The organism is Secundilactobacillus similis DSM 23365 = JCM 2765, from assembly GCF_001311075.1.
Classification (GTDB): Bacteria; Bacillota; Bacilli; order Lactobacillales; family Lactobacillaceae; genus Secundilactobacillus; species Secundilactobacillus similis.
Genome location: NZ_BBAD01000022.1, coordinates 1 through 18,070, shown reverse-complemented (window position 1 = coordinate 18,070; position 18,070 = coordinate 1). Strand labels below are relative to the sequence as shown.

Here is an 18,070-nt window from a genome sequence, read left to right as displayed (position 1 = left end):
CGTCGCATTAATGATATTGATTACCATTTAGTTTACCGGGTGAAGTACTCGATTTCAATCCATTTTGATGTCCTCATTAAACTTTTAAGACGATCATCCATCAGTTACCGCTGATAGGCAACTACTTACTGAGTGCCGCTACAATAATGTCTTCGATCAACCGTAAATCGTCCTCTTCATCGGTCGGTTGTTCTGGGAGAATCTTGGTCCGTTGAAGAAAATACGCGATTAACTGTCCACCAAACGTTCGAAAAACGGCCAGTGGTGTTAGCTCTTCCCGCAATTCGCCGGTCTGCTTCAGCGCGCCGTAGATTCGGGTCACGAATTGCGGCTCCGTTTCCTTGATAAACTGCATCATCTTCGCCTTCATTTGCGGATTGGTCATCATCTGGGAGAAGAAGATCAGCATCACATCGGTGTTATCTTCCAAAAACTGAAACCGGTTCTGAACCAAAAAGTGGACCGTCTGCTGGATCGTCTTGGTTGTGGGAATCGTTGCCAAAAAATCTTCCCGGTAGTTTGGTAGCAAATCGCTCACGATCGGCATCAGGATACTCTCCAATAAATCCTGCTTGGTTTTAAAATACTTAAAGATCGTCGCCTGGCTCACCCCAGCATGCTTCGCAATTTCAATCGTGGCCGTGCCATCATACCCATTTCGGGAAAACAGTTCTAACGCGGACTGAATCACTGCGCGCTTGCCCTTGGGCATCTCCTGCTCCGTCAGCCAATCCCGGTAACTCGCAAAAATTACTTGTTTCATCGTTTCACTCCCTCTAGATACGACAAGGTATCAGCCAATTCACCGGGCGATGAACTGCCTGATACTCGTCAGTAATGCGTTGAACGCTCATGCGTTCCACGTTGTTATTCAGTTAAACTTTTCGGTAACGCCGTAACCCAAGCACGTTACCAATCGTTAAGACAACTAGGAAAATCAGCAAGACACCAATGTCTAAGCCCAGTGACGACAGGTTCTCGCCCCGCATCATGATGGCCGTTACAGCGTCCCCGGCGTATTTGATTGGAATAATGTATGAAATATCTTGAATCCAGTGCGCCATCGAGTCCATCGGAATAATTCCTGAGAAGAAGACCTGCGGAATGACCACCACTGGGATGAACTGCATCATCTGGAACTCGGACCGCGCAAACGTCGACAGCAAGATGCCAAACGCCAGCGCAACCAGTGCCAGAATCAGGTTGATCACCACAATGTTGAGCACGTTACCGACCACGTCGACTCCCAGCAACCAAATCGTCGCAAACACGATCACTAACGTTTGAAATACCGCTAGGATCCCGTAACTCAACATGTAACCCAGCACGATCTCGGACCGCTTCACCGGCGTTGCCAATAACCGAGATAAGGTTCCGCTGGTCCGTTCCTTCAACAGCGCCATCCCGGAAATCAGGAAGACGAAGAAGAAGACGAAGAAGCCCATCAGAATTGGTAGCATTTTATCAAAGAAGCCGGTATCCGCATCGCCGTAGACGTAGTGGCTGGTGATCTTCGGCGTTGCGCTCTTAGCTTGACTGCTTTGAACTTTCGCTTGCTTGGCTTGGAGTTGCTGCTGCATCGCGGTTGGTAAGGCTTTTTGGAGTGTCGCAATTGTCTTTTGCGCCACGCCTAACTGAGTCTTCATCTTACTTACGTTAGTTGCCGTCATGGCACTGGAGAAGGCCATCTTCACAGCAGAAGTCTTACTAGAATCCGTGTTGGCGTACGTCATCGTGAAGTGGTTGTCCTTCTTTTCGCGGATAATCGCGTCCACTTTTTGATCCTTCAACGCCTGTCGCGCCGATTTTTGCGTGTCGTATTTGTGCACCTGAACGTGCTTCACATTATCCAAATTGGTGTTCAAGCTGGACGTTACGCCAACCGTGGCCACTTTTACGCTAGTTGTTGAATTAGCCGTAAAAATCACACTCATCAGCCACAACACCAAAATTGGCGCCAAAAACATCATCGCTAGGGTTCGCTTGTCTCGCAAGAGTTCCTTTAGAACCCGGTTCATAATCGCAATTGCTCTCATTCGAATTCACCTTCCGCCTTTAAGAATACGTCTTCAATCGAATCGGCCTTGTATTGGGTCTTCAAAACAACCGGTTCATCAAAGGCAATGACTTCGCCACCCAGTAACAGTGCCACTTTATCAACCAATTCAGCTTCATCCATCACGTGGGTCGTGATCAAAATACTGCGGCCCTCATCCCGAATGGCGTTCAACTCTTTCCAAATCTGCCGCCGTAATGCGGGATCAATGCCAACGGTTGGTTCATCTAAAATCAATAATTCAGGATTACCTAACAGTGCAATGGCAAGTGACAACCGTCGCATCATCCCGCCGGAGTAACCGCTGACCCGCTTATCCAGATCAGCCGTTAAGTCAACGACTTGCGCAACGTGGTCAATAGCGGCCTTGATCTCACCCTTGGCGATGCCCTTCATTTGGGCGTAGAACTTGAGGTTTTCTCGCGCTGATAAGGAATCGTATAACGCATCCGTTTGGGCCATGTACCCGATCCGGGCAAGTAGTTGCCGGTTCGGCATCGTTTCACCAAAAATTTCCGCCGTTCCACCATCGGTGACTTCCATCCCCAAAGCGGTCTTGATCACCGTTGACTTGCCGGCCCCAGATGGTCCGATCAACCCAACGATCTCCCCTGACATCACGGTGAGGTTAATGTCCTTTAACACCGTTTGTTTGCCAAAGCGTTTGACTAAATGTTGTAAATTAATAATGGCTGCTGTCATCTTGCATCGCCCCTAACTTGTTTTCGTTTAATAGATTAGTGATTGATTACTCACCAGTGAGTATAAACTCACTTTTGGGTGACGTCAAGTGAGTTTGGTTGAATTTTTAATTTTGGCTTAGGCCTTGATACGTCTAACGTCAATAGTGGTAAGTAATTGCTCACTTTTCGAATTATTTTGATTAACTGCCGACCCATAAAAAACGGTCGCCCTCATCAGTAACCGTTCTCACCTATTCAGAAATAATCAATTTTAGCACCACCTGCTTAATCGTTGCCTTTTAATCATCACTCCTCTAAACTATGGGTAATCTAACAAAGTAGGTGATCTGATGGATCCACAAAAACAATTTTTCACTTTTTTGATTGACCGGACGTTACCAGAGATGCAAGATGATGTTAAAGCGATGTTAGCCGATGCCTTTAAGCAACAAGCAGCGGGTACTTTCGACCAGACGGCATTCAAGGACTTTGCTGCGAAGTTAGCGCCAAAGTTACTGCCAGATAAAGTGACTGAGGTTCAAGAAGCCATGGCGAAGTTTGCTTCGGGACTGAAGAAATAAACAGAAAAACAGGCGTCACGTAATCGAGATGTTTTCGATTCGTGACGCCTGTTTTTGATTGCGATATCCGACTAGCAGATGCTAGTATTTTTGATAGTATTCTTGCCCGGCAAACGATTTCGTGTAAGTCAACCGAACCCGGTTGTGACTGTACCGTTTAACGTACCAAGTCTGAGTCTGATCCACGTAGGCGTTCCCGCGAATTTCATACAATCCAGCCTTGAGCTTACGGTATTTGGCCTTGCCGTTGATGCCAAAAACGTTGGCTGAACTCACATACTTCTTGCTGTGACTGTACTCGTTCTGCCAAAATTGCAGTTTATAAGTCGTGATGTGCAGATAACTTCTGAAATAGTACGGTTTCACCGACTTAAATGCTGTCCGGTACTTGCCACGTAAGACGGTTGGCGTTCCTTTGTGCCAAGTCGCAGCGGATGCGTGAGTGTTGATATTACTGACCCCGAACGCTACTCCTAGTGAAGCTGCGATGATTAATGATGTGCCTAACTTTTTCATAATGAAATCCCCCCAATAGAGGATTATATCATTTATGTTTAGCGTGAAATTGTGCAGTTAGACAAAACACGCAACATGCAATCAGTATCCCGATTGCATGTTGCGTGTTTTGTTGGGTATGTAACTGGCGTTTTGGTGCGTAACTGTCCTCAATCCTAAACGTGCTCCACAAAACTGAAAGCTGCACCTAAGCTACTCCCGACACAAAGCCGAAACCCACGCCTTTCTGTCGGGAGTAACTTAGGCTCCGCTTTCAAACCGTTTTGTTCCACACTCTCTCTACTCAACTATAAGTTCAACTTCAACCAACGCTCCAGCCGGAATTACCGCCGCAAACGTTGACCGGGCTGGCTTTGATTCAACGTAGTCGCCGTAGATGGCGTTGAACTTGCCGAAGTCATCGATGTTCTTTAACAGGCAGGTCGCTTTCACCACGTCCTTGTAGGACTTGCCGGCTGCTTCCAAGATGGCACCTAAGTTCGCCATGACTTGCTTGGTTTGAGTTTCAATGTCGTCGCCCGCTAACTTGCCAGTTTTGGGGTCAATCCCAATTTGGCCGGAAATGAAGACTAAGTCGCCGGTCTTCTTAGCCTGAGAATAGGGTCCGAGTGGTTCTGGTGCGTTTGCGCTATAAATCGTTTCCATAAATTAAATCCTCCTGAGATTAATGCCATTATTTTATCATAAATAACTCATTAGTAGTAATTAGTTTCGTTGCTAAAACAAACTGTTGCATTCCCGATGAACTTCAATTATCATGAATGAATAAAATAAATTATTCATTCACGGAGCTAATCAACCATGCCATCAGTTCTAGAGGCCGCAACCACGGCCTTTCTCGCCAACGGCTATAAACACACTAACGTTGTTCAAATTGCGAAGGCTGCCGAAATTGCGACCGGTTCGTTCTATAAATTCTACCCGTCCAAGCAAGCCGTTTTTCTCGCCGTTTACGATGCTGAAAACGAGCGGTTACGCGCGACGTTAACTGCTAAACTGGAAGACGGTATCGGTCTAGTCGATGGCGCAACCATGATCGTCCGCACGGTATTTGACACGATTAAACAAAATCAAGTGTTGATGGAATGGTACCGACCGGAAATTGGGCCGCTACTACATGATACCTATCAGAAGCGGATGGTGGCTGGGACTTACGGGTTCAGCAATGTCCTTGTACGGTGGTTTGATGAACAGCAACGCGAACTGGGGTTAAGCGTTGCGCAACAGCAGTATTTACAACGGGGCGTTCAATTTTTGAACGATTTAGATCAAGTGTTAACGGCTGAAACCTTTGTGAACCAGACGGAAACGCTGGTATTAATGGTGCAGGCCTACCTAGAAAAGTTTGTTTTGGAGGAAAACTAGTGAAAAAAATCATTTTGTGGGTCATTTCAATTATCGTCATCATCGCTGCGCTAATTGGCGCTGGTGCCGGCTGGGCGATTGCCAGCAATCATCGCATCGACCTGAACCGGTTCTCGGTGTCAAAACTGACGCAAAAAACGCTCACCTCGACCACCGCGGTTCGGAACCTGTCATTGAATGTGCGAACTGCCGTGGTGGAGATTAAAGCTGGCTCACAATTTACGATTAACGCCACCAACGTGACCAACGATGAATTACAATTGCGTGAAGCTGGCGATACGGTCACCGTTACCCAAGCTCAAGCCGGTCAACACCACTTTGAGTTGGGTCGCTCTGCCAAGATCACCATTACGGTGCCCACTCAACTCACGACGCTGAGTGCCGACCAGCTCAACGGAACTTTGAAGTTGACCGACATCAGTATCGATCACCTCAACTTGACTCACAGTAACGGCACTACCCAACTCACGGATGTCTCACTGAAAGAAGCCGGAACCCTAACCAAGCAAAATGGCAGCACCACGCTAAAACGAGTGAGTGTCCCGGGGCTGCAAGTCCGGCTCAAAAACGGTCAAGCACACCTCAATGGTCGAAAAATTTCTAACCACTACAACGATCACCACGCCGAACAACTGGTCTTAACAAGCAACAACGGCCAAGTTAACGTGACAACTAAATAATTCAAATCAACGAAAGCCACTAGCTAATTTCCAACCCGGAAACTAGCCAGTGGCTTATTTGGTACTTATAATCCTAACGCTTCCGTCACAAACTGAGCCGCCACTCGTGATAACTGATTTTTACGGTAGGCAACTTGCAACTGACTCACAACAGGTTCATCAAACCCACACGTGGCGAACCGGTCATCTATAAAGGCCTGTGCGGTTTTATCAAACAAAAACGTGACCCAGTTGTTGGTCTGAATCAAACTCAAAAGCGTTTCAGCGTGCATCGTCGTTAGGCGGATATTGGGAATTAATTCCGCCTCGTGATAACGGGCCGTTACCAGCTCATATACCCCGGAACCCGCACCAAGTAGCACCACATCGTACCCGGCTAAATCCCGCACGTTTACCGACTGGCGTTGCGCCAAAGGATGGTCGTGCGCCATCACAACCTTCAACTCATCGGTTGCAATCGTCTGACACACATACTGTGCTGGTTCCAATTGTTGGGTTTGCATATCTCGTAAAATACCGAGATCAATTTCACCACGTTGTAATCGTGTCAAAACCGCATCTCCAGGCTGCTCTGTCAATTGAACGTTGATATCCGGATAATGTTTAATAAAGGATTTAAGCGCCACTGTCAATCCATACTGTGAGGCGATTGGAATCATATCTAACCGTAGCGTGCCACGATGTAGCGCTTCATACGACCTGATTTCCGACTTAAGTTGTTCGTACGTTGCAGTCTCTCGTTGCGCAAATCGGTAAAATCGCTCCCCGGTTTCTGTAATGGTTAGGTGCTGCCGGTTAGCGGTTAGAATCAACTTCGTCCCTAACTCTTCTTGCATGGCTTTTAGCCGTTTTGATAAGGCTGACTGTGACATGTTCAGGGTTGCAGCAGCACTGGACACGCTTTTTGCTTCATAAACGGTAATAAATTGCTGTAAGTCTTCAAAAGTCAATTAACCACCTCCTATTTTTTAGTTATGCCACTTTCGACTAATACTAGTCAGAATCGGAATTGAGGTTACGCCACTGTTCCGCCACAATAAAACTCATGGAGGCATCACAATGACAGAAAAACAATATGATTTACGACAAGTCCTAGCTGAACTGCAAAATGATCCAGCTAACTACCATGAAACGAACCTTGAAGCTGACCCCAATGCAGAAATTAGTGGTATCTACCGCTACATTGGTGCAGGCGGAACCGTTGAGCGGCCAACCCAAGAAGGACCAGCATTGATGTTTAACACCATTACCGGGTTTCCCGATGCCCGCGTCTTAATTGGTCTAATGGCCAGTCGGCGCCGAGTTGGCAAGATTTTTCATCAAAATTGGCGCAACCTTGGCCATTTTTTAAATCAGGCTGTTGAACAACCAGTAGCACCCGTTACCGTTCCGGAAGATCAGGCGCCAGCCCACACCGTTATTCATCGCGCCACCGATCCAGATTTTGACATTCGCCGCTTGGTTCCCGCACCCACCAACACCGAATATGATGCTGGCCCATACATCACAGCCGGCCTTGTCTATGGATCTAGTATGGATAAATCCAAAAGTGATGTAACGATTCACCGCATGGTCATCGAAGGCAAAGACGAAATTGGCATTTATATTCTCCATGGTAGCCGTCATATCGGTGTTTTTACGGATGAATACGAGGCAGCCAACACGCCAATGCCAATTACCATCAATATTGGCTTAGATCCAGCCGTCCTCATCGGGGCAACTTTCGAACCACCGACCACCCCACTAGGCTTCAATGAACTCGGCGTTGCTGGCGCCATTCGACAACAGGCCGTTCAACTTGTCGATGGCGTGACCGTCGATGAAAAAGCCTTAGCTCGAGCCGAATACACCATTGAAGGTTACATCATGCCAAACGAACGCATTCAGGAGGATCTCAACACCCACACCGGTCACGCAATGCCCGAATTTCCTGGTTATAACGGTGACGCGAACCCAGCCGTTCAGGTCATCAAAGTCACGGCCGTTACTCACCGCGAACATCCGATTATGCAGACCGTCATTGGGCCATCCGAAGAACACGTCAGTCTCGCCGGTATTCCAACCGAAGCTTCGATTCTCGATCTCGTAAACCGTGCGATTCCCGGCAAAGTCACCAACGTCTACAATCCGCCAGCTGGTGGTGGTAAATTCATGTCGATCATGCAGATCCATAAATCAGAACTCGCTGACGAAGGCTTACAACGCCAAGCGGCAATTCTCGCATTTTCAGCCTTTAAAGAACTTAAGACCGTCATCTTAGTTGATGAAGATGTCGATATATTTGATATGAACGACGTGATGTGGACTCTGAATACGCGCTTTCAAGCTAACCGTGACATTATGGTACTTGAAGGAATGCGCAATCACCCACTGGATCCATCGGAGTTACCCGAATACGACCCGACCCATATCCGAGTCCGGGGAATGAGTTCAAAACTCGTCTTAGATGGTACCGTTCCGTTCGACATGCGCGACAAATTCGAACGGGCGCAATTTAAACACGTTGCTAATTGGCAAGATTATCTGAAGTAACTTTAGTATGCCAAAAAGCTAGCTATTGAGCAATCCTCAATCAGCTAGCTTTTTTGATTTAGTCAGCCATCACCCGGTGCAACCCAACGCTCCCAATCAGCATCACCGCCACAACCAAAGTCATGTACTGCGGCAACACCCAAACGGTCCCGTTGTGCATCGTACTCATCAACAGCGTCAGCGCACTGATGCCAAGGTAGTACCCCAAACTCAACAGCCCACTAGCGGTCCCCATCACGTCTTCAAACCCGATCAGTACTCGGTTGAGCACCATCGGTAACGCGAGGTTGATTCCAGTAAAGGCCAAGAAAATGGCGATAAATGCGGACACTAACTGCTGAATGCCAACAAACAGCGCCACTGAACCAATCAACGCTAACCTTAACCCAACATCGATCAGCGTCTCCGGTGTCACCCGCCCCACCAGCGTGGTGGCTAAACTCGCCCCAACCAAGCTAGCGGCCGCAATCACCATCCCGGACCAGCCGTACTGAACGGCGGATAGGCCAAAGTGGGTTTCAAACACAAACGGTGCTTCGGCATAGTAACTGAACAGCACGCCGTTAATGCCACTAATCAGCACCCCGTACACCCACACGCGTGGAGTCCGTACCAACCGCCCGGCAACTTGCCACCATGAGATTGTCTGCGTCACGACCTGCGTCAATGTTTCCGGTAACCGTAGTTTCGTATAGCCCCACAGCAACATCGCCATGATCACTAACGCGAAGAATACGCTGTGATAGCCGCCCCAGTAAGTCTGAAGCGCCCCACCAATCAGCGGCCCCAACGCCGGTGATAACGACATTGCAGCACTCACTTGCGCAAACACTCGCTCACCGCAAACGCCACTGAAACTTTCACGCATAATGGTCTGCGTGACCACTGAACCAACCGCTGCTCCAAAGGCCTGAAGTAGCCGTGCTGTCATCAGTAACGGAAACTGACCAGCAAACAGCAGGCCAAGGTTCCCAATCAAATAAACCACAATGCCCCACAGCATCGCTTGCCGCCGACCAATTCGGTCTGACAGCCAGCCCCAAAACACAACGCCGACCGCAAAGCCGATAAAGTAACTGCTCATGGTCAACTGACTGGTCTGGGCACTCACGTTGAAGGCCCGACTCAACGCCGGCAATACCGGCGCAAAAATTGATTCGCTGATCTGGGGAAACCCCACCAGCGCAATGATGATCAAAATAGATGGTACTTTTTCTGGACGTTTTTCACATGTCATTTCTCCTAAAAGTTAATTTGCGGAAAAACGTCCTTCGCCACTTACAGTTGCACAGGCGATAAAGGTCACGTATGGCACTATAATCAGCTCCCTTCTCAGTAACATACAAGGGTTTAGGTTACAGGAAATGCGGAGCGAACGCAAATGATAATTCGCAATGATAACGACACAAAAAACGGACTGGTCGTCAGTAACAACCAGCCCATTTTAGCTAATCTGCCTCTCGCAAGGCCAAAACGCGTTCCCGAATCTCATCGCGCACCGTCCGAAAAACCGCCAACTTCTCAGCCTCGGTCCCCGTCGCACCAGCCGGATCCGGTAACGGCCAGTGCTGTTTTTCGACACTGACCGGCGTCATCGGGCATTTGTCCCGGGCATCGCCACAGAGGGTCACCACCAAGTCGGAGCTGTTCAGATAATCAAGGTCGATCAACTTAGAGTGATGGTCAGCAATATCCACGCCAACCTCCGCCATCACTTTGACCGCATTGGGATTTAAGCCGTGCCTTTCAACGCCCGCACTCGCAACTCGCCAGTTTGAGCCTAACAATTCCTGCGCAAAACCTTCTGCCATTTGACTACGACAGGAGTTGCCGGTACATAAGAAATAGACTTGTTTCATCGTACGCTCCTTCACCTATTTATGATCAAGATTACCGAAAATCTGCCATTGGTGCAACTGATGTCTTTTGAATTTTTAAGGGGTCTATGTGATACTGAAACTAGCGTCAAATTTCAATTTTGGGAGTTCGATATGTCTAGACAAGCGATTATTCACCGTACCACTTATTTTCTGTTGCTAATGGTAATCCTCACCCTATTGGCCGCCATTATCACCTATTTGATCAATCCCGATATGAGCCACGTAATCAACGCGACTAGTAATGTAACCCCTTCATCCGTTGCGCACGCCAAGGGATGGTCGTTAGTCGGCACCTACTTCCTACACAATGGTGTTCAGATTCCATTAGTTATGCTGGTCTTATCACTGATACCGATTGGTTACCTTTATCTCTGGAACCCGATTCTCACCGCGATTCTGCCAGGAATTCTGTATGGTATCGCCCTGCGTCATAGTGTTCGTGCCGGTCTTGCAATTCTAATTGGCAGCCTGCCACACAGCTTACTGGAGTACACCGAAATGTGTGTCTTGGCCGCTTTCCTATTTGAAATCAATCGCATCATCCGCCTCAAATGGCATCATTGGCGCAAACGAACCGAAACAACGCAACCGCTAATGCCAGTCTGCCGACCACTTCTCAAAGGCTACCTGATAGCTGTTGTGCCATTATGTTTAGCGGCCGCAATTTGCGAAACCTTCGTGGCGGACATTATCGCCAACTGGATCAACGGCTAAATTAACGGTTGCTATTTGTTAAAAAGACGCGTAATATAAAATTCAATCGTACACGACTAACATTTGGAGGTGCGCTATGACGACTCACGTTCACTTGGCAGATCAGCTCTGCTTCAGCGTCTACAACGTCAATCGTTTGTTTAACAAGTTTTATCAAGAAGCGCTGTCACCCTACAACCTCACCTACCCGCAGTACTTACTGCTCACCACCTTGTGGGAAAACGATCACCGCGAGTTACGGGACTTGGGTGCCACGCTGCACCTAAATTCCAACACCTTGACGCCGATGGTTCGGCGGCTTGAAGACCGTGGCTGGGTCAGCCGCACGCACCCAGAAAACGACAAACGTCGCCTACTGGTCAGCTTGACTGACATGGCCCGTGAAAACGAAGCGCCGATCCACGACGCCCTCGCCACGTGCTTGGCACACCACGACCTATCCATCGACGACTACGAGCAAGCGCTCGCCCTCAATCAAAAACTGATGACCGCTTTTAACGACTAAAGCGGTTTTCTTACCCCATATTAATCGTGCACGACTAATTAAATCCTTGGAGGCATTTTATATATGAACTATGATGTTATTTTTATCGGCTCCGGTCACGCAACTTGGCACGCGGCCGTTGCGTTAAAGCAAGCCGGCAAGCAAGTAGCCATTGTTGAAAAAGACTTAGTTGGCGGTACCTGCACCAACTACGGTTGCGACGCTAAAATCGCGCTGGACGGTCCCTTTCAATTAACTGAACAGCTTCAACGCTTCCAAGGTCACGGCGTCAACAGTGTCCCAACGATTGACTGGCCAGCCTGATGGCCTACAAGCACAACGTCATCGACCCACTGGCACCTACGATGAGCCAGTTGTTCACTAAGATGGGCATCGACTTGTTGACTGGCGCAGCTAAGATTGCGGACGCCCACACCGTTCGTATCGGCGATCAGACTTATACCAGTGACTACATCGTCATCGGAACCGGCCAACGTCCCGCTACCCTGCCAATTTCGGGCAACGAGTACATCCACGACAGTCGTGAATTCTTAGACTTACCCGAAATGCCACAACGGCTCGTCTTCATCGGCGCCGGTGTGATTGCAATGGAATTCACTGCCATGGCCGCAACGATGGGCCGCGAAGTGCACATTGTGGAATTTGGCGACCGAGCGTTGGGGGCATTTAACCAAACCTACGTTGCGAAACTGCAGGCGAAGTTGGAAGCGCAAGGCGTTCAATTCCACTTTAATGAAGCGGTAACTGAAGTTTCGGCGACTGACGATACCTACACCGTTACCACCAAGAGCGGTTTGACCATCGATGCTGATTACGTGCTTGGCGCAACTGGTCGGGTAGCTAACGTTGAGAACCTCGGCTTAGAAGACTTAAACATCGAAGCTTCTGCCCGTGGCATCAAGGTTAACGACCACCTTCAAACGACTGTGCCAAACATCTTCGTCAGTGGCGACGTCATCGACAAGGTTCAACCTAAGCTGACGCCAACCGCCACCTTTGAATCGAACTACATTGCCCGGACCATTCTAGGTAATACTGACCCAATCAGCTACCCAGCCATTCCAAGCGTGGTCTTCACTATGCCACGGTTAGCCGAAGTTGGTGTGAACGCGGCGGAAGCTGAAGCGCATGCTGACCTTTACCGGACTCAAGTCGTGCCATTTGGTCAACAATTAGCCTTCGAGTTTAAGTTGGCGTTGGATGCTGAAGCAACTTTGGTCTTTGATAAGGCCGGTTACTTGGTTGGGGCCAGCTTATACGCTGACGATGGTGATGATTTGGTTAACTTACTGACGTTGATCATCAACGCGCACTTTACCGTCGACCAACTGCAACAACAAATTTTTGCCTTTCCTAGTGCGACTAGTGGGGTGATTGATTTGTTGGGGACGTTGTTGCCGCGGGGATAACAACAGATTTTTATAACCATTAAAAAATACGGTATGAACTTTCGAAATGGAAGTCCATACCGTATTTTAATTTAGCATTAATATGATTTACTTCACCCGAACAGTCTTCGTCCCCGTCACCGCTGTATAGTGCCCGTTCGCATAGTGCCCAACCGTCACCTTAACCGTCTTGGCCTTTGGTGCGTAGATGGTCTTACTGAAGGTGTGCTTGCTACTCAACTTAGCGTAGCGGTAGCCTTTATACGTCTTGATGCGCGCGTAATTGGCTGATTTTGTTAACTTGGCCGTTCCAGTAACCTTGACGTATTTTTTCGAAGCCGTCTTCTTAGCTGATAACTTTGAGATCGTACTCTTGGTAGTGGCTGGTGTGTGGTAGACGATGGCGCCGTATTCGAAGACGTCAGTACTTAACGTCAGCCCAAAATGTTGAACGGCATCCGTTTTTCCCTCTTGAATAGTTTTATTTTGGACCTGCGCATACATGTCAGCCAGTTGCGCTTGGTCCTCACTTGAAAAACGTGGCGCGAAATAGTGGTAAAGGTCAGTTACCGCTGCCCAGTCCTGTTCAAAATCAGATCCTAAAACAACACCCCCACTATCATTTAACGGTGCATTATACACTGAACTATACGCGATTGAATTGATGACATACGGCATGCTGCCAGTACTATCATTAGGCAGCGCGTACGAAGATGTGATTGTCCCGTTACCCTCATAGTTAACTCTTTTCGCAATATAATTTTGAGTCGTGGTACTGCTTTCAGACAACGCCTTCTTCACAGCTTCAAAATCCGCCTTATTACTCGTCCGTTCCGCCGCCTGCACGCTCGCTGTGCCCGCCGTCATTGGCTGATTGATAGCGGGGACGATTGCCGTTCCCATCAAAACTGTTCCTAACATCACTGCGGTTGCTTTGGTCCAAGTGCCTTTAATCATTATCATTTCCTCCTAACGATCGTTACTTCGTATTCCCTTGATAATCTGGATACTGACTGTCATCGTATGAACTATAGGTTGATTGTTCTTCCCCATAGGTCTTATCGAGTGCATCACCGATTTCATCCGCCTTACTCTCGTACTCGGAATCGTTCATCGTGGCGTAGGCTTTGTCGGTGCTGTCTGAATCTTCGTCATCGGCGCTGTCATCGTAGTTGGTATCCGAGTCGTTTGAGTCATCATCAAATTCAAAATCAAACGCAAAGGTTGCTGAATTTCCCGTTAAACTGTAATCATAGTCATTGCTGTATTTAATCCCATTAATCTTCAACTTAGTCACAAAATCATATATTCCGGGGAAAAAGCCGTCATCAAAATCACTTAACTGAACCGTTTGACCGTTTACTTTGATTTTGCCATCCTTAGAATTTTGATCCGGTTTTAATCGCGTTAAGCCAGCACGCAGATAGTAGCTCTTAAAAAACAGAAATCGCGTCTTCTTTTGAACGAAAAAACGATAATCATTATCGGCACCACTGATTGATTTATCAGCAACTACTCGCTGACCAATTTCTTCAGGTGAAATGGTGGCGTGTTTTTTCCAGTCCTTCAAAACTGATTTGGCACCTAAATCGGCAAAGCGAGAGACCTTACTTTCTTTGTCAAACTGCTTCAAAAATAGTTTACTATCCTGCTTTTCAACTGCCGTCGTCACCTGATTAGCTAACTGTGCCTTAGACGTCACCAACCGCGTCTTCACCAACAACGTCCCACCAACCAGGATCACCACGATTGCTAATACCAGCGCAATTAAATCCCGTCGTTTCATCGTCAGGCCGCCTTTCTATCGAGGAGCATGAGAAAGTATGGATAGAGACCAACAACTGGAATGATCAGCAACCAAGCCACTCCGGTATTTTGTCCAATGTAGGCTAACCGCCGCATGCAAGCTGAAATCAACAAGACTTGAACCGCGATATCCAGCAGCACGCCAACGACCGGGATAAAGGCCAAAATGATACTGATGATGCACATGCCCAAATACCCCCACCAAAACACCGACTTCCGGCTTTCTGGTACGTTGCCGTTAAACTCAAAGGCGTGTTGTAACACGTACTGCACACTCCCCACAAACCCGAGTTGGGGTTGATCTGGAATTGCTTGTTGCGCCCGTTGGTTATTACGTGGTTGGTTAAACTGCGCTTGTTGCTCATAAGCCGTTTGCTGGCTGGTTTGTACTTGTTGCGTTGGTTGCGCATCAGTTACGGATTGTGTCGATTGGATTGTCGCCGCATCCGTCAAACCAGTAGCTTGTAAATCGTTTGACTTCGTTGATTGACCATTAGTTTCAGGTGCCTCTGGTTGGTCACTCACTGACTGCATCGCTTCAATCTTCATCCCACACGCTGGGCAAAATTTAACCCCTGGTTGTAACGCATTCCCACAATTTGGACAAAACTTCATTCAAAACATCCCCTTGTTTATTGATCTTGCTTCTCAGCCCTTTGGCGTCCCTCACGCTGGACTTGTTGGACCCACTTTTGCGAATAGCCGTACTTTCTGGCAAGCTGTTGCGGGCGGTCATCGAGGTGCTCTCGCATTAGCCGTTGCTGGACGCGTTCGCGGTTATATAAGTGCGCCGGAAAGTTGATCTGCGTCCCCTTATATTCCGACCAAACCATCAACATCGCTTCTGGTCCCAGTAACTGTTCTAGGCGTTCGTAAAGTGGCTGCAACAGTCGTTTGTCAACCGGTTCTGTCACGTACCCCTCCCCTTTCTTATTAGTATTATCTTAACAACAAGAAAACGGCTTAGATACGGCACTCTTCGGTTGAACTCCCCGTGGAAAGTTCACTATTAAATGCACTATTTACGCTGCGCTTTGAGTACCTGCTGTACCCACTTTTGCGAGTACTGGTATCGGCGAGCGAGGTCTCGGGTATTGGTGCCATCGTACAGTTGCTGAATCCGTAATGCCGCGAGTTGGCGGCTGTAGAGGTGTGCCGGAAATGTCACCTGCATGCCGTTAAATACCCGCCAGATTTTCAACATATTTTCGGTGCCCACCAAGGTATTTAACTGACTATAAAGTTCGTGTAGGGCCTGTTGGTCGATTTCTGTCATCTTCACCACTCCTTTTTGATATACTCAAGGTATCAAATTAGATAGACAGATTTCGTCTACCAGAATCAAAAAGGTGATCAAATGGCTAAAAACTTTCGACAACTCCAAATCTTCTACGACCTTCTCAACGGCGCTCGTCTCCAAAAAACCGACCTCGTGCAGCAATTCGAGGTTAGCCCCCGGGCAATTCAGCGTGACATCAGTGAATTGAACGTCTTTTTAGCCGACACCAGCGCGCACCAATCCATCGTGCACACCGACGCCGGCTACCAACTCGTGTCCGAACAACATGAACTTACACCCCGAGAAGTTCTCGTGCTCATCAAGGTGCTACTGGCTAGCCGTGCACTCAATAAGCAGGAACTTAACAGCACGTTGCGTGGCCTCCTCCAACTGATCAAAACCAGCGACCGCAAAGCCGTTGAACCGATTATCAAAAACGAAGCCTTCTTCTACGAACCAGTGCACCACCACCAAAACCTCCTCAACAGCCTCTGGGACTTCAGTCAGGCCATTCGACAAAAAAGACGCTGGTCATTACCTACCAGCGTCGCGACAAGCAAACGGTCACCCGGACAATTCTACCCGAGGCCATTATCTTCTCTGAATATTATTTTTACGTGGTGTCCTACAACGAAAAGTACGCGTCCAACCTCCTCTACCGTGCCGACCGTATCCAGGGCTACACTACCGCTGATACCACTATCACCCGTTCTCGCGCTGACCGCTTCGAAGACGGCCAGTTCCGCCAGCGCATCCAGTTCATGTATCCCGGCTCCCTGATCACCGTACGCTTCCAGTTCTGGGGCATCGTTGAAGCCGCGTTGGATCGGTTACCAACTGCGCGGGTTGTGAAGCGGTATTTGGCGAATGGTGATGAGGAAATTATTACCGATGACGGGTTGCGGAACCGGCAACCGGATGCTGGGGGTTCTGTGGTGATTGAGGCTGAGGTGTTTGGGGAGCGGGGCGTGATGATGTGGTTGTTGAGTCAGGGAGCTAATGTGCGGGTGTTGGGGCCGGAGAGTTTGGTGCAGGGGATTGGGAAGGAGATTGAGTTGATGCGAAAGCGGTACTTATAATAACTAATTTGTTTCATTCAACTCTAATTGACTTCACTAAGTGACTATAAAGCGCTTACATGATAAAATAAGGTTGTAGTTATTCAATTCTAAGGGGAGGCTTCATCATGGGATTATTTGATTCGCTTTCAAAGAAAAAAGTTAACCGCAACCCTCACACCGCTGGTGGACCAGTCGTTAAGTCAGGTCCAACCAATGGTGATGTTCGTTCACGCAATAGTGATGGATCATGGCGCAAGAAACGAAGCGATGCAGGTTCTTCGCGTAAGAAATGATAGGGGACGATTTTTATGGGGCTTAGAGATATGCTAGGCGTTGCCGTAACCGGTAGTGCAAAGTTAATTGCTAAAGGCGTTGTTAAAGGTGTCAAATATGCTACGAGCGAAGAAGCACAAGAGCGATTAATAAAAGCTTCTGATAATTTTCAAGATAAGCAAGAAAGAACTCGAACTAAAATTGACCATGCGGCCGACATTTATAGTAACTTTTCAGATAATCAAATTCGTCAAGAAATTCGAAAAGTTCAACAAGGTGCTGATTTATCTATTCCCAAACAATACGCGTTGAAGCAAGAGGCCTCATCACGTGGAATTATTTGAATAAAGTGCTGCCACATATTTGTTCACATAAATATGAAGTCTCGCAAGAGCATTTATCGTAAATGCTTACGAGATTTTTATTTTATTTTTTTAATCGAAGTTGTTGATAGAGGTCGTCAAGTTCTGGAAAGGCAAAGGGGTCGCGCTGTCGCCCATTCTCGATTTCTAAACTGAAATTTAATGTGCTTAATTGCGTTACCAACCGCTTATTGATTAGCAGTAACCCACACGCTGAACAAAACTGGGTGTTCTCCGTTAATTTATGACCGCAATTTGGACAGAATTTCATTACATATATCTCCCTTTAATTAGTCTATTTCCGCGCGTTTCGAAATTTGCATCTAACAAACCTATCCAGATTAAATATTATAAATAAATTATTTACTCAGGAACTAAAGTATTTTTAT

At 47.7% G+C, this 18,070-nt stretch carries 23 protein-coding genes and 2 pseudogenes; 10 read left to right on the top strand and 15 right to left on the bottom strand.

Features of this window, described 5'->3' with window-relative positions; genetic code table 11:
• Positions 1-121 precede the first annotated feature (121 nt).
• The 3 genes from JCM2765_RS06865 to JCM2765_RS06855 all read right to left on the bottom strand — a co-directional run bounded on the left by JCM2765_RS06865 (position 122) and on the right by JCM2765_RS06855 (position 2,758).
• Positions 122-763 (bottom strand): TetR/AcrR family transcriptional regulator, encoded by a 642-nt coding sequence (locus tag JCM2765_RS06865; RefSeq protein WP_054735342.1) that lies wholly within the window; start codon positions 761-763, stop codon positions 122-124.
• A gap of 112 nt (positions 764-875) precedes the next feature.
• A complete protein-coding gene (locus tag JCM2765_RS06860) occupies positions 876-2,036 on the bottom strand; it encodes an ABC transporter permease (protein WP_054735338.1) in 1,161 nt (386 codons plus the stop codon).
• Positions 2,033-2,758 carry an ABC transporter ATP-binding protein gene (locus JCM2765_RS06855; RefSeq protein WP_054735336.1) on the bottom strand — a complete coding sequence of 242 codons (726 nt, stop codon included), beginning with the start codon at positions 2,756-2,758 and terminating at the stop codon, positions 2,033-2,035. Before JCM2765_RS06855 ends, JCM2765_RS06860 begins: the two co-directional genes overlap by 4 nt.
• Before the next feature lie 331 nt (positions 2,759-3,089).
• Here JCM2765_RS06855 and JCM2765_RS06850 point away from each other — a divergent pair, with 331 nt between their 5' ends.
• Positions 3,090-3,320, top strand: coding sequence for a hypothetical protein (locus JCM2765_RS06850; RefSeq protein WP_054735333.1), 231 nt, complete (start codon positions 3,090-3,092; stop codon positions 3,318-3,320).
• An 81-nt stretch (positions 3,321-3,401) separates the two neighbouring features.
• Here JCM2765_RS06850 and JCM2765_RS06845 read toward each other — a convergent pair whose 3' ends face one another.
• Positions 3,402-3,836, bottom strand: a complete 435-nt coding sequence (locus JCM2765_RS06845; protein WP_054735331.1) for a hypothetical protein — start codon at positions 3,834-3,836, stop codon at positions 3,402-3,404.
• A gap of 279 nt (positions 3,837-4,115) precedes the next feature.
• Complete coding sequence (locus tag JCM2765_RS06840) at positions 4,116-4,481, bottom strand: Rid family detoxifying hydrolase (RefSeq protein WP_054735328.1); 366 nt, start codon at positions 4,479-4,481, stop codon at positions 4,116-4,118.
• Positions 4,482-4,637: 156 nt separating this feature from the next.
• On the opposite strand from JCM2765_RS06840, the gene JCM2765_RS06835 reads away from it, so the two are divergent.
• Together JCM2765_RS06835 and JCM2765_RS06830 are read left to right on the top strand one after the other, a co-directional pair.
• Positions 4,638-5,201: a TetR/AcrR family transcriptional regulator gene (locus JCM2765_RS06835; RefSeq protein ID WP_054735324.1), complete on the top strand. Its 564-nt coding sequence runs from the start codon at positions 4,638-4,640 to the stop codon at positions 5,199-5,201.
• Complete coding sequence (locus JCM2765_RS06830; RefSeq protein ID WP_054735321.1) at positions 5,201-5,881, top strand: DUF4097 family beta strand repeat-containing protein; 681 nt, start codon at positions 5,201-5,203, stop codon at positions 5,879-5,881. The genes JCM2765_RS06835 and JCM2765_RS06830 overlap by 1 nt, the downstream gene beginning before the upstream one ends.
• Positions 5,882-5,946: 65 nt before the next feature.
• On the opposite strand, the gene JCM2765_RS06825 is transcribed toward JCM2765_RS06830, so the two are convergent.
• Positions 5,947-6,831, bottom strand: a complete 885-nt coding sequence (locus JCM2765_RS06825; RefSeq protein WP_054735317.1) for a LysR family transcriptional regulator — start codon at positions 6,829-6,831, stop codon at positions 5,947-5,949.
• A 109-nt stretch (positions 6,832-6,940) separates the two neighbouring features.
• Between JCM2765_RS06825 and JCM2765_RS06820 the strand changes: the two genes are divergently transcribed.
• On the top strand, positions 6,941-8,413 hold the full coding sequence (locus JCM2765_RS06820) for a UbiD family decarboxylase (protein WP_054735314.1): 1,473 nt from the start codon (positions 6,941-6,943) through the stop codon (positions 8,411-8,413).
• 58 nt (positions 8,414-8,471) lie between these two features.
• Here JCM2765_RS06820 and JCM2765_RS06815 read toward each other — a convergent pair.
• Positions 8,472-9,643: pseudogene (locus JCM2765_RS06815) on the bottom strand (multidrug effflux MFS transporter).
• A 218-nt stretch (positions 9,644-9,861) separates the two neighbouring features.
• On the bottom strand, positions 9,862-10,272 hold the full coding sequence (gene arsC, locus JCM2765_RS06810; RefSeq protein WP_054735309.1) for an arsenate reductase (thioredoxin): 411 nt from the start codon (positions 10,270-10,272) through the stop codon (positions 9,862-9,864).
• Between the two features lie 132 nt (positions 10,273-10,404).
• Here arsC and JCM2765_RS06805 point away from each other — a divergent pair, with 132 nt between their 5' ends.
• The 3 genes and pseudogenes from JCM2765_RS06805 (at position 10,405) to JCM2765_RS06795 (ending at position 12,921) form a co-directional block, all read left to right on the top strand.
• Positions 10,405-11,007 carry a stage II sporulation protein M gene (locus JCM2765_RS06805; protein ID WP_162231400.1) on the top strand — a complete coding sequence of 201 codons (603 nt, stop codon included), beginning with the start codon at positions 10,405-10,407 and terminating at the stop codon, positions 11,005-11,007.
• Positions 11,008-11,083: 76 nt separating this feature from the next.
• Positions 11,084-11,512: a MarR family winged helix-turn-helix transcriptional regulator gene (locus JCM2765_RS06800; RefSeq protein ID WP_054735303.1), complete on the top strand. Its 429-nt coding sequence runs from the start codon at positions 11,084-11,086 to the stop codon at positions 11,510-11,512.
• Between the two features lie 63 nt (positions 11,513-11,575).
• Positions 11,576-12,921 (top strand): annotated as a pseudogene (locus JCM2765_RS06795) (dihydrolipoyl dehydrogenase family protein).
• A gap of 87 nt (positions 12,922-13,008) precedes the next feature.
• On the opposite strand, the gene JCM2765_RS06790 reads toward JCM2765_RS06795, so the two are convergent.
• The 6 genes from JCM2765_RS06790 to JCM2765_RS17110 form a co-directional block, all read right to left on the bottom strand.
• A complete protein-coding gene (locus JCM2765_RS06790; protein WP_054735301.1) occupies positions 13,009-13,857 on the bottom strand; it encodes a hypothetical protein in 849 nt (282 codons plus the stop codon).
• Positions 13,858-13,879: 22 nt separating this feature from the next.
• Positions 13,880-14,686, bottom strand: a complete 807-nt coding sequence (locus JCM2765_RS06785; protein ID WP_054735298.1) for a zinc ribbon domain-containing protein — start codon at positions 14,684-14,686, stop codon at positions 13,880-13,882.
• Between the two features lie 2 nt (positions 14,687-14,688).
• On the bottom strand, positions 14,689-15,321 hold the full coding sequence (locus tag JCM2765_RS06780) for a zinc-ribbon domain-containing protein (RefSeq protein ID WP_054735295.1): 633 nt from the start codon (positions 15,319-15,321) through the stop codon (positions 14,689-14,691).
• A 17-nt stretch (positions 15,322-15,338) separates the two neighbouring features.
• Complete coding sequence (locus tag JCM2765_RS06775; RefSeq protein WP_054735293.1) at positions 15,339-15,620, bottom strand: Mor transcription activator family protein; 282 nt, start codon at positions 15,618-15,620, stop codon at positions 15,339-15,341.
• A 104-nt stretch (positions 15,621-15,724) separates the two neighbouring features.
• Positions 15,725-15,982, bottom strand: coding sequence for a Mor transcription activator family protein (locus JCM2765_RS06770; protein ID WP_054735290.1), 258 nt, complete (start codon positions 15,980-15,982; stop codon positions 15,725-15,727).
• A gap of 330 nt (positions 15,983-16,312) precedes the next feature.
• A complete protein-coding gene (locus JCM2765_RS17110) occupies positions 16,313-16,453 on the bottom strand; it encodes a hypothetical protein (RefSeq protein WP_156301708.1) in 141 nt (46 codons plus the stop codon).
• Between the two features lie 23 nt (positions 16,454-16,476).
• On the opposite strand from JCM2765_RS17110, the gene JCM2765_RS06765 reads away from it, so the two are divergent.
• The 3 genes from JCM2765_RS06765 (at position 16,477) to JCM2765_RS06760 (ending at position 17,663) form a co-directional block, all read left to right on the top strand.
• Entirely contained in the window at positions 16,477-17,064 is a 588-nt protein-coding gene (locus JCM2765_RS06765) for a helix-turn-helix transcriptional regulator (RefSeq protein WP_082405027.1), read from the top strand.
• A gap of 107 nt (positions 17,065-17,171) precedes the next feature.
• Positions 17,172-17,339: a hypothetical protein gene (locus JCM2765_RS17555; RefSeq protein WP_162838523.1), complete on the top strand. Its 168-nt coding sequence runs from the start codon at positions 17,172-17,174 to the stop codon at positions 17,337-17,339.
• A gap of 15 nt (positions 17,340-17,354) precedes the next feature.
• A complete protein-coding gene (locus JCM2765_RS06760) occupies positions 17,355-17,663 on the top strand; it encodes a hypothetical protein (protein WP_156301707.1) in 309 nt (102 codons plus the stop codon).
• 82 nt (positions 17,664-17,745) lie between these two features.
• On the opposite strand, the gene JCM2765_RS19030 is transcribed toward JCM2765_RS06760, so the two are convergent.
• Positions 17,746-17,952 (bottom strand): zinc-ribbon domain-containing protein, encoded by a 207-nt coding sequence (locus JCM2765_RS19030; protein WP_082405026.1) that lies wholly within the window; start codon positions 17,950-17,952, stop codon positions 17,746-17,748.
• Positions 17,953-18,070 lie beyond the last annotated feature (118 nt).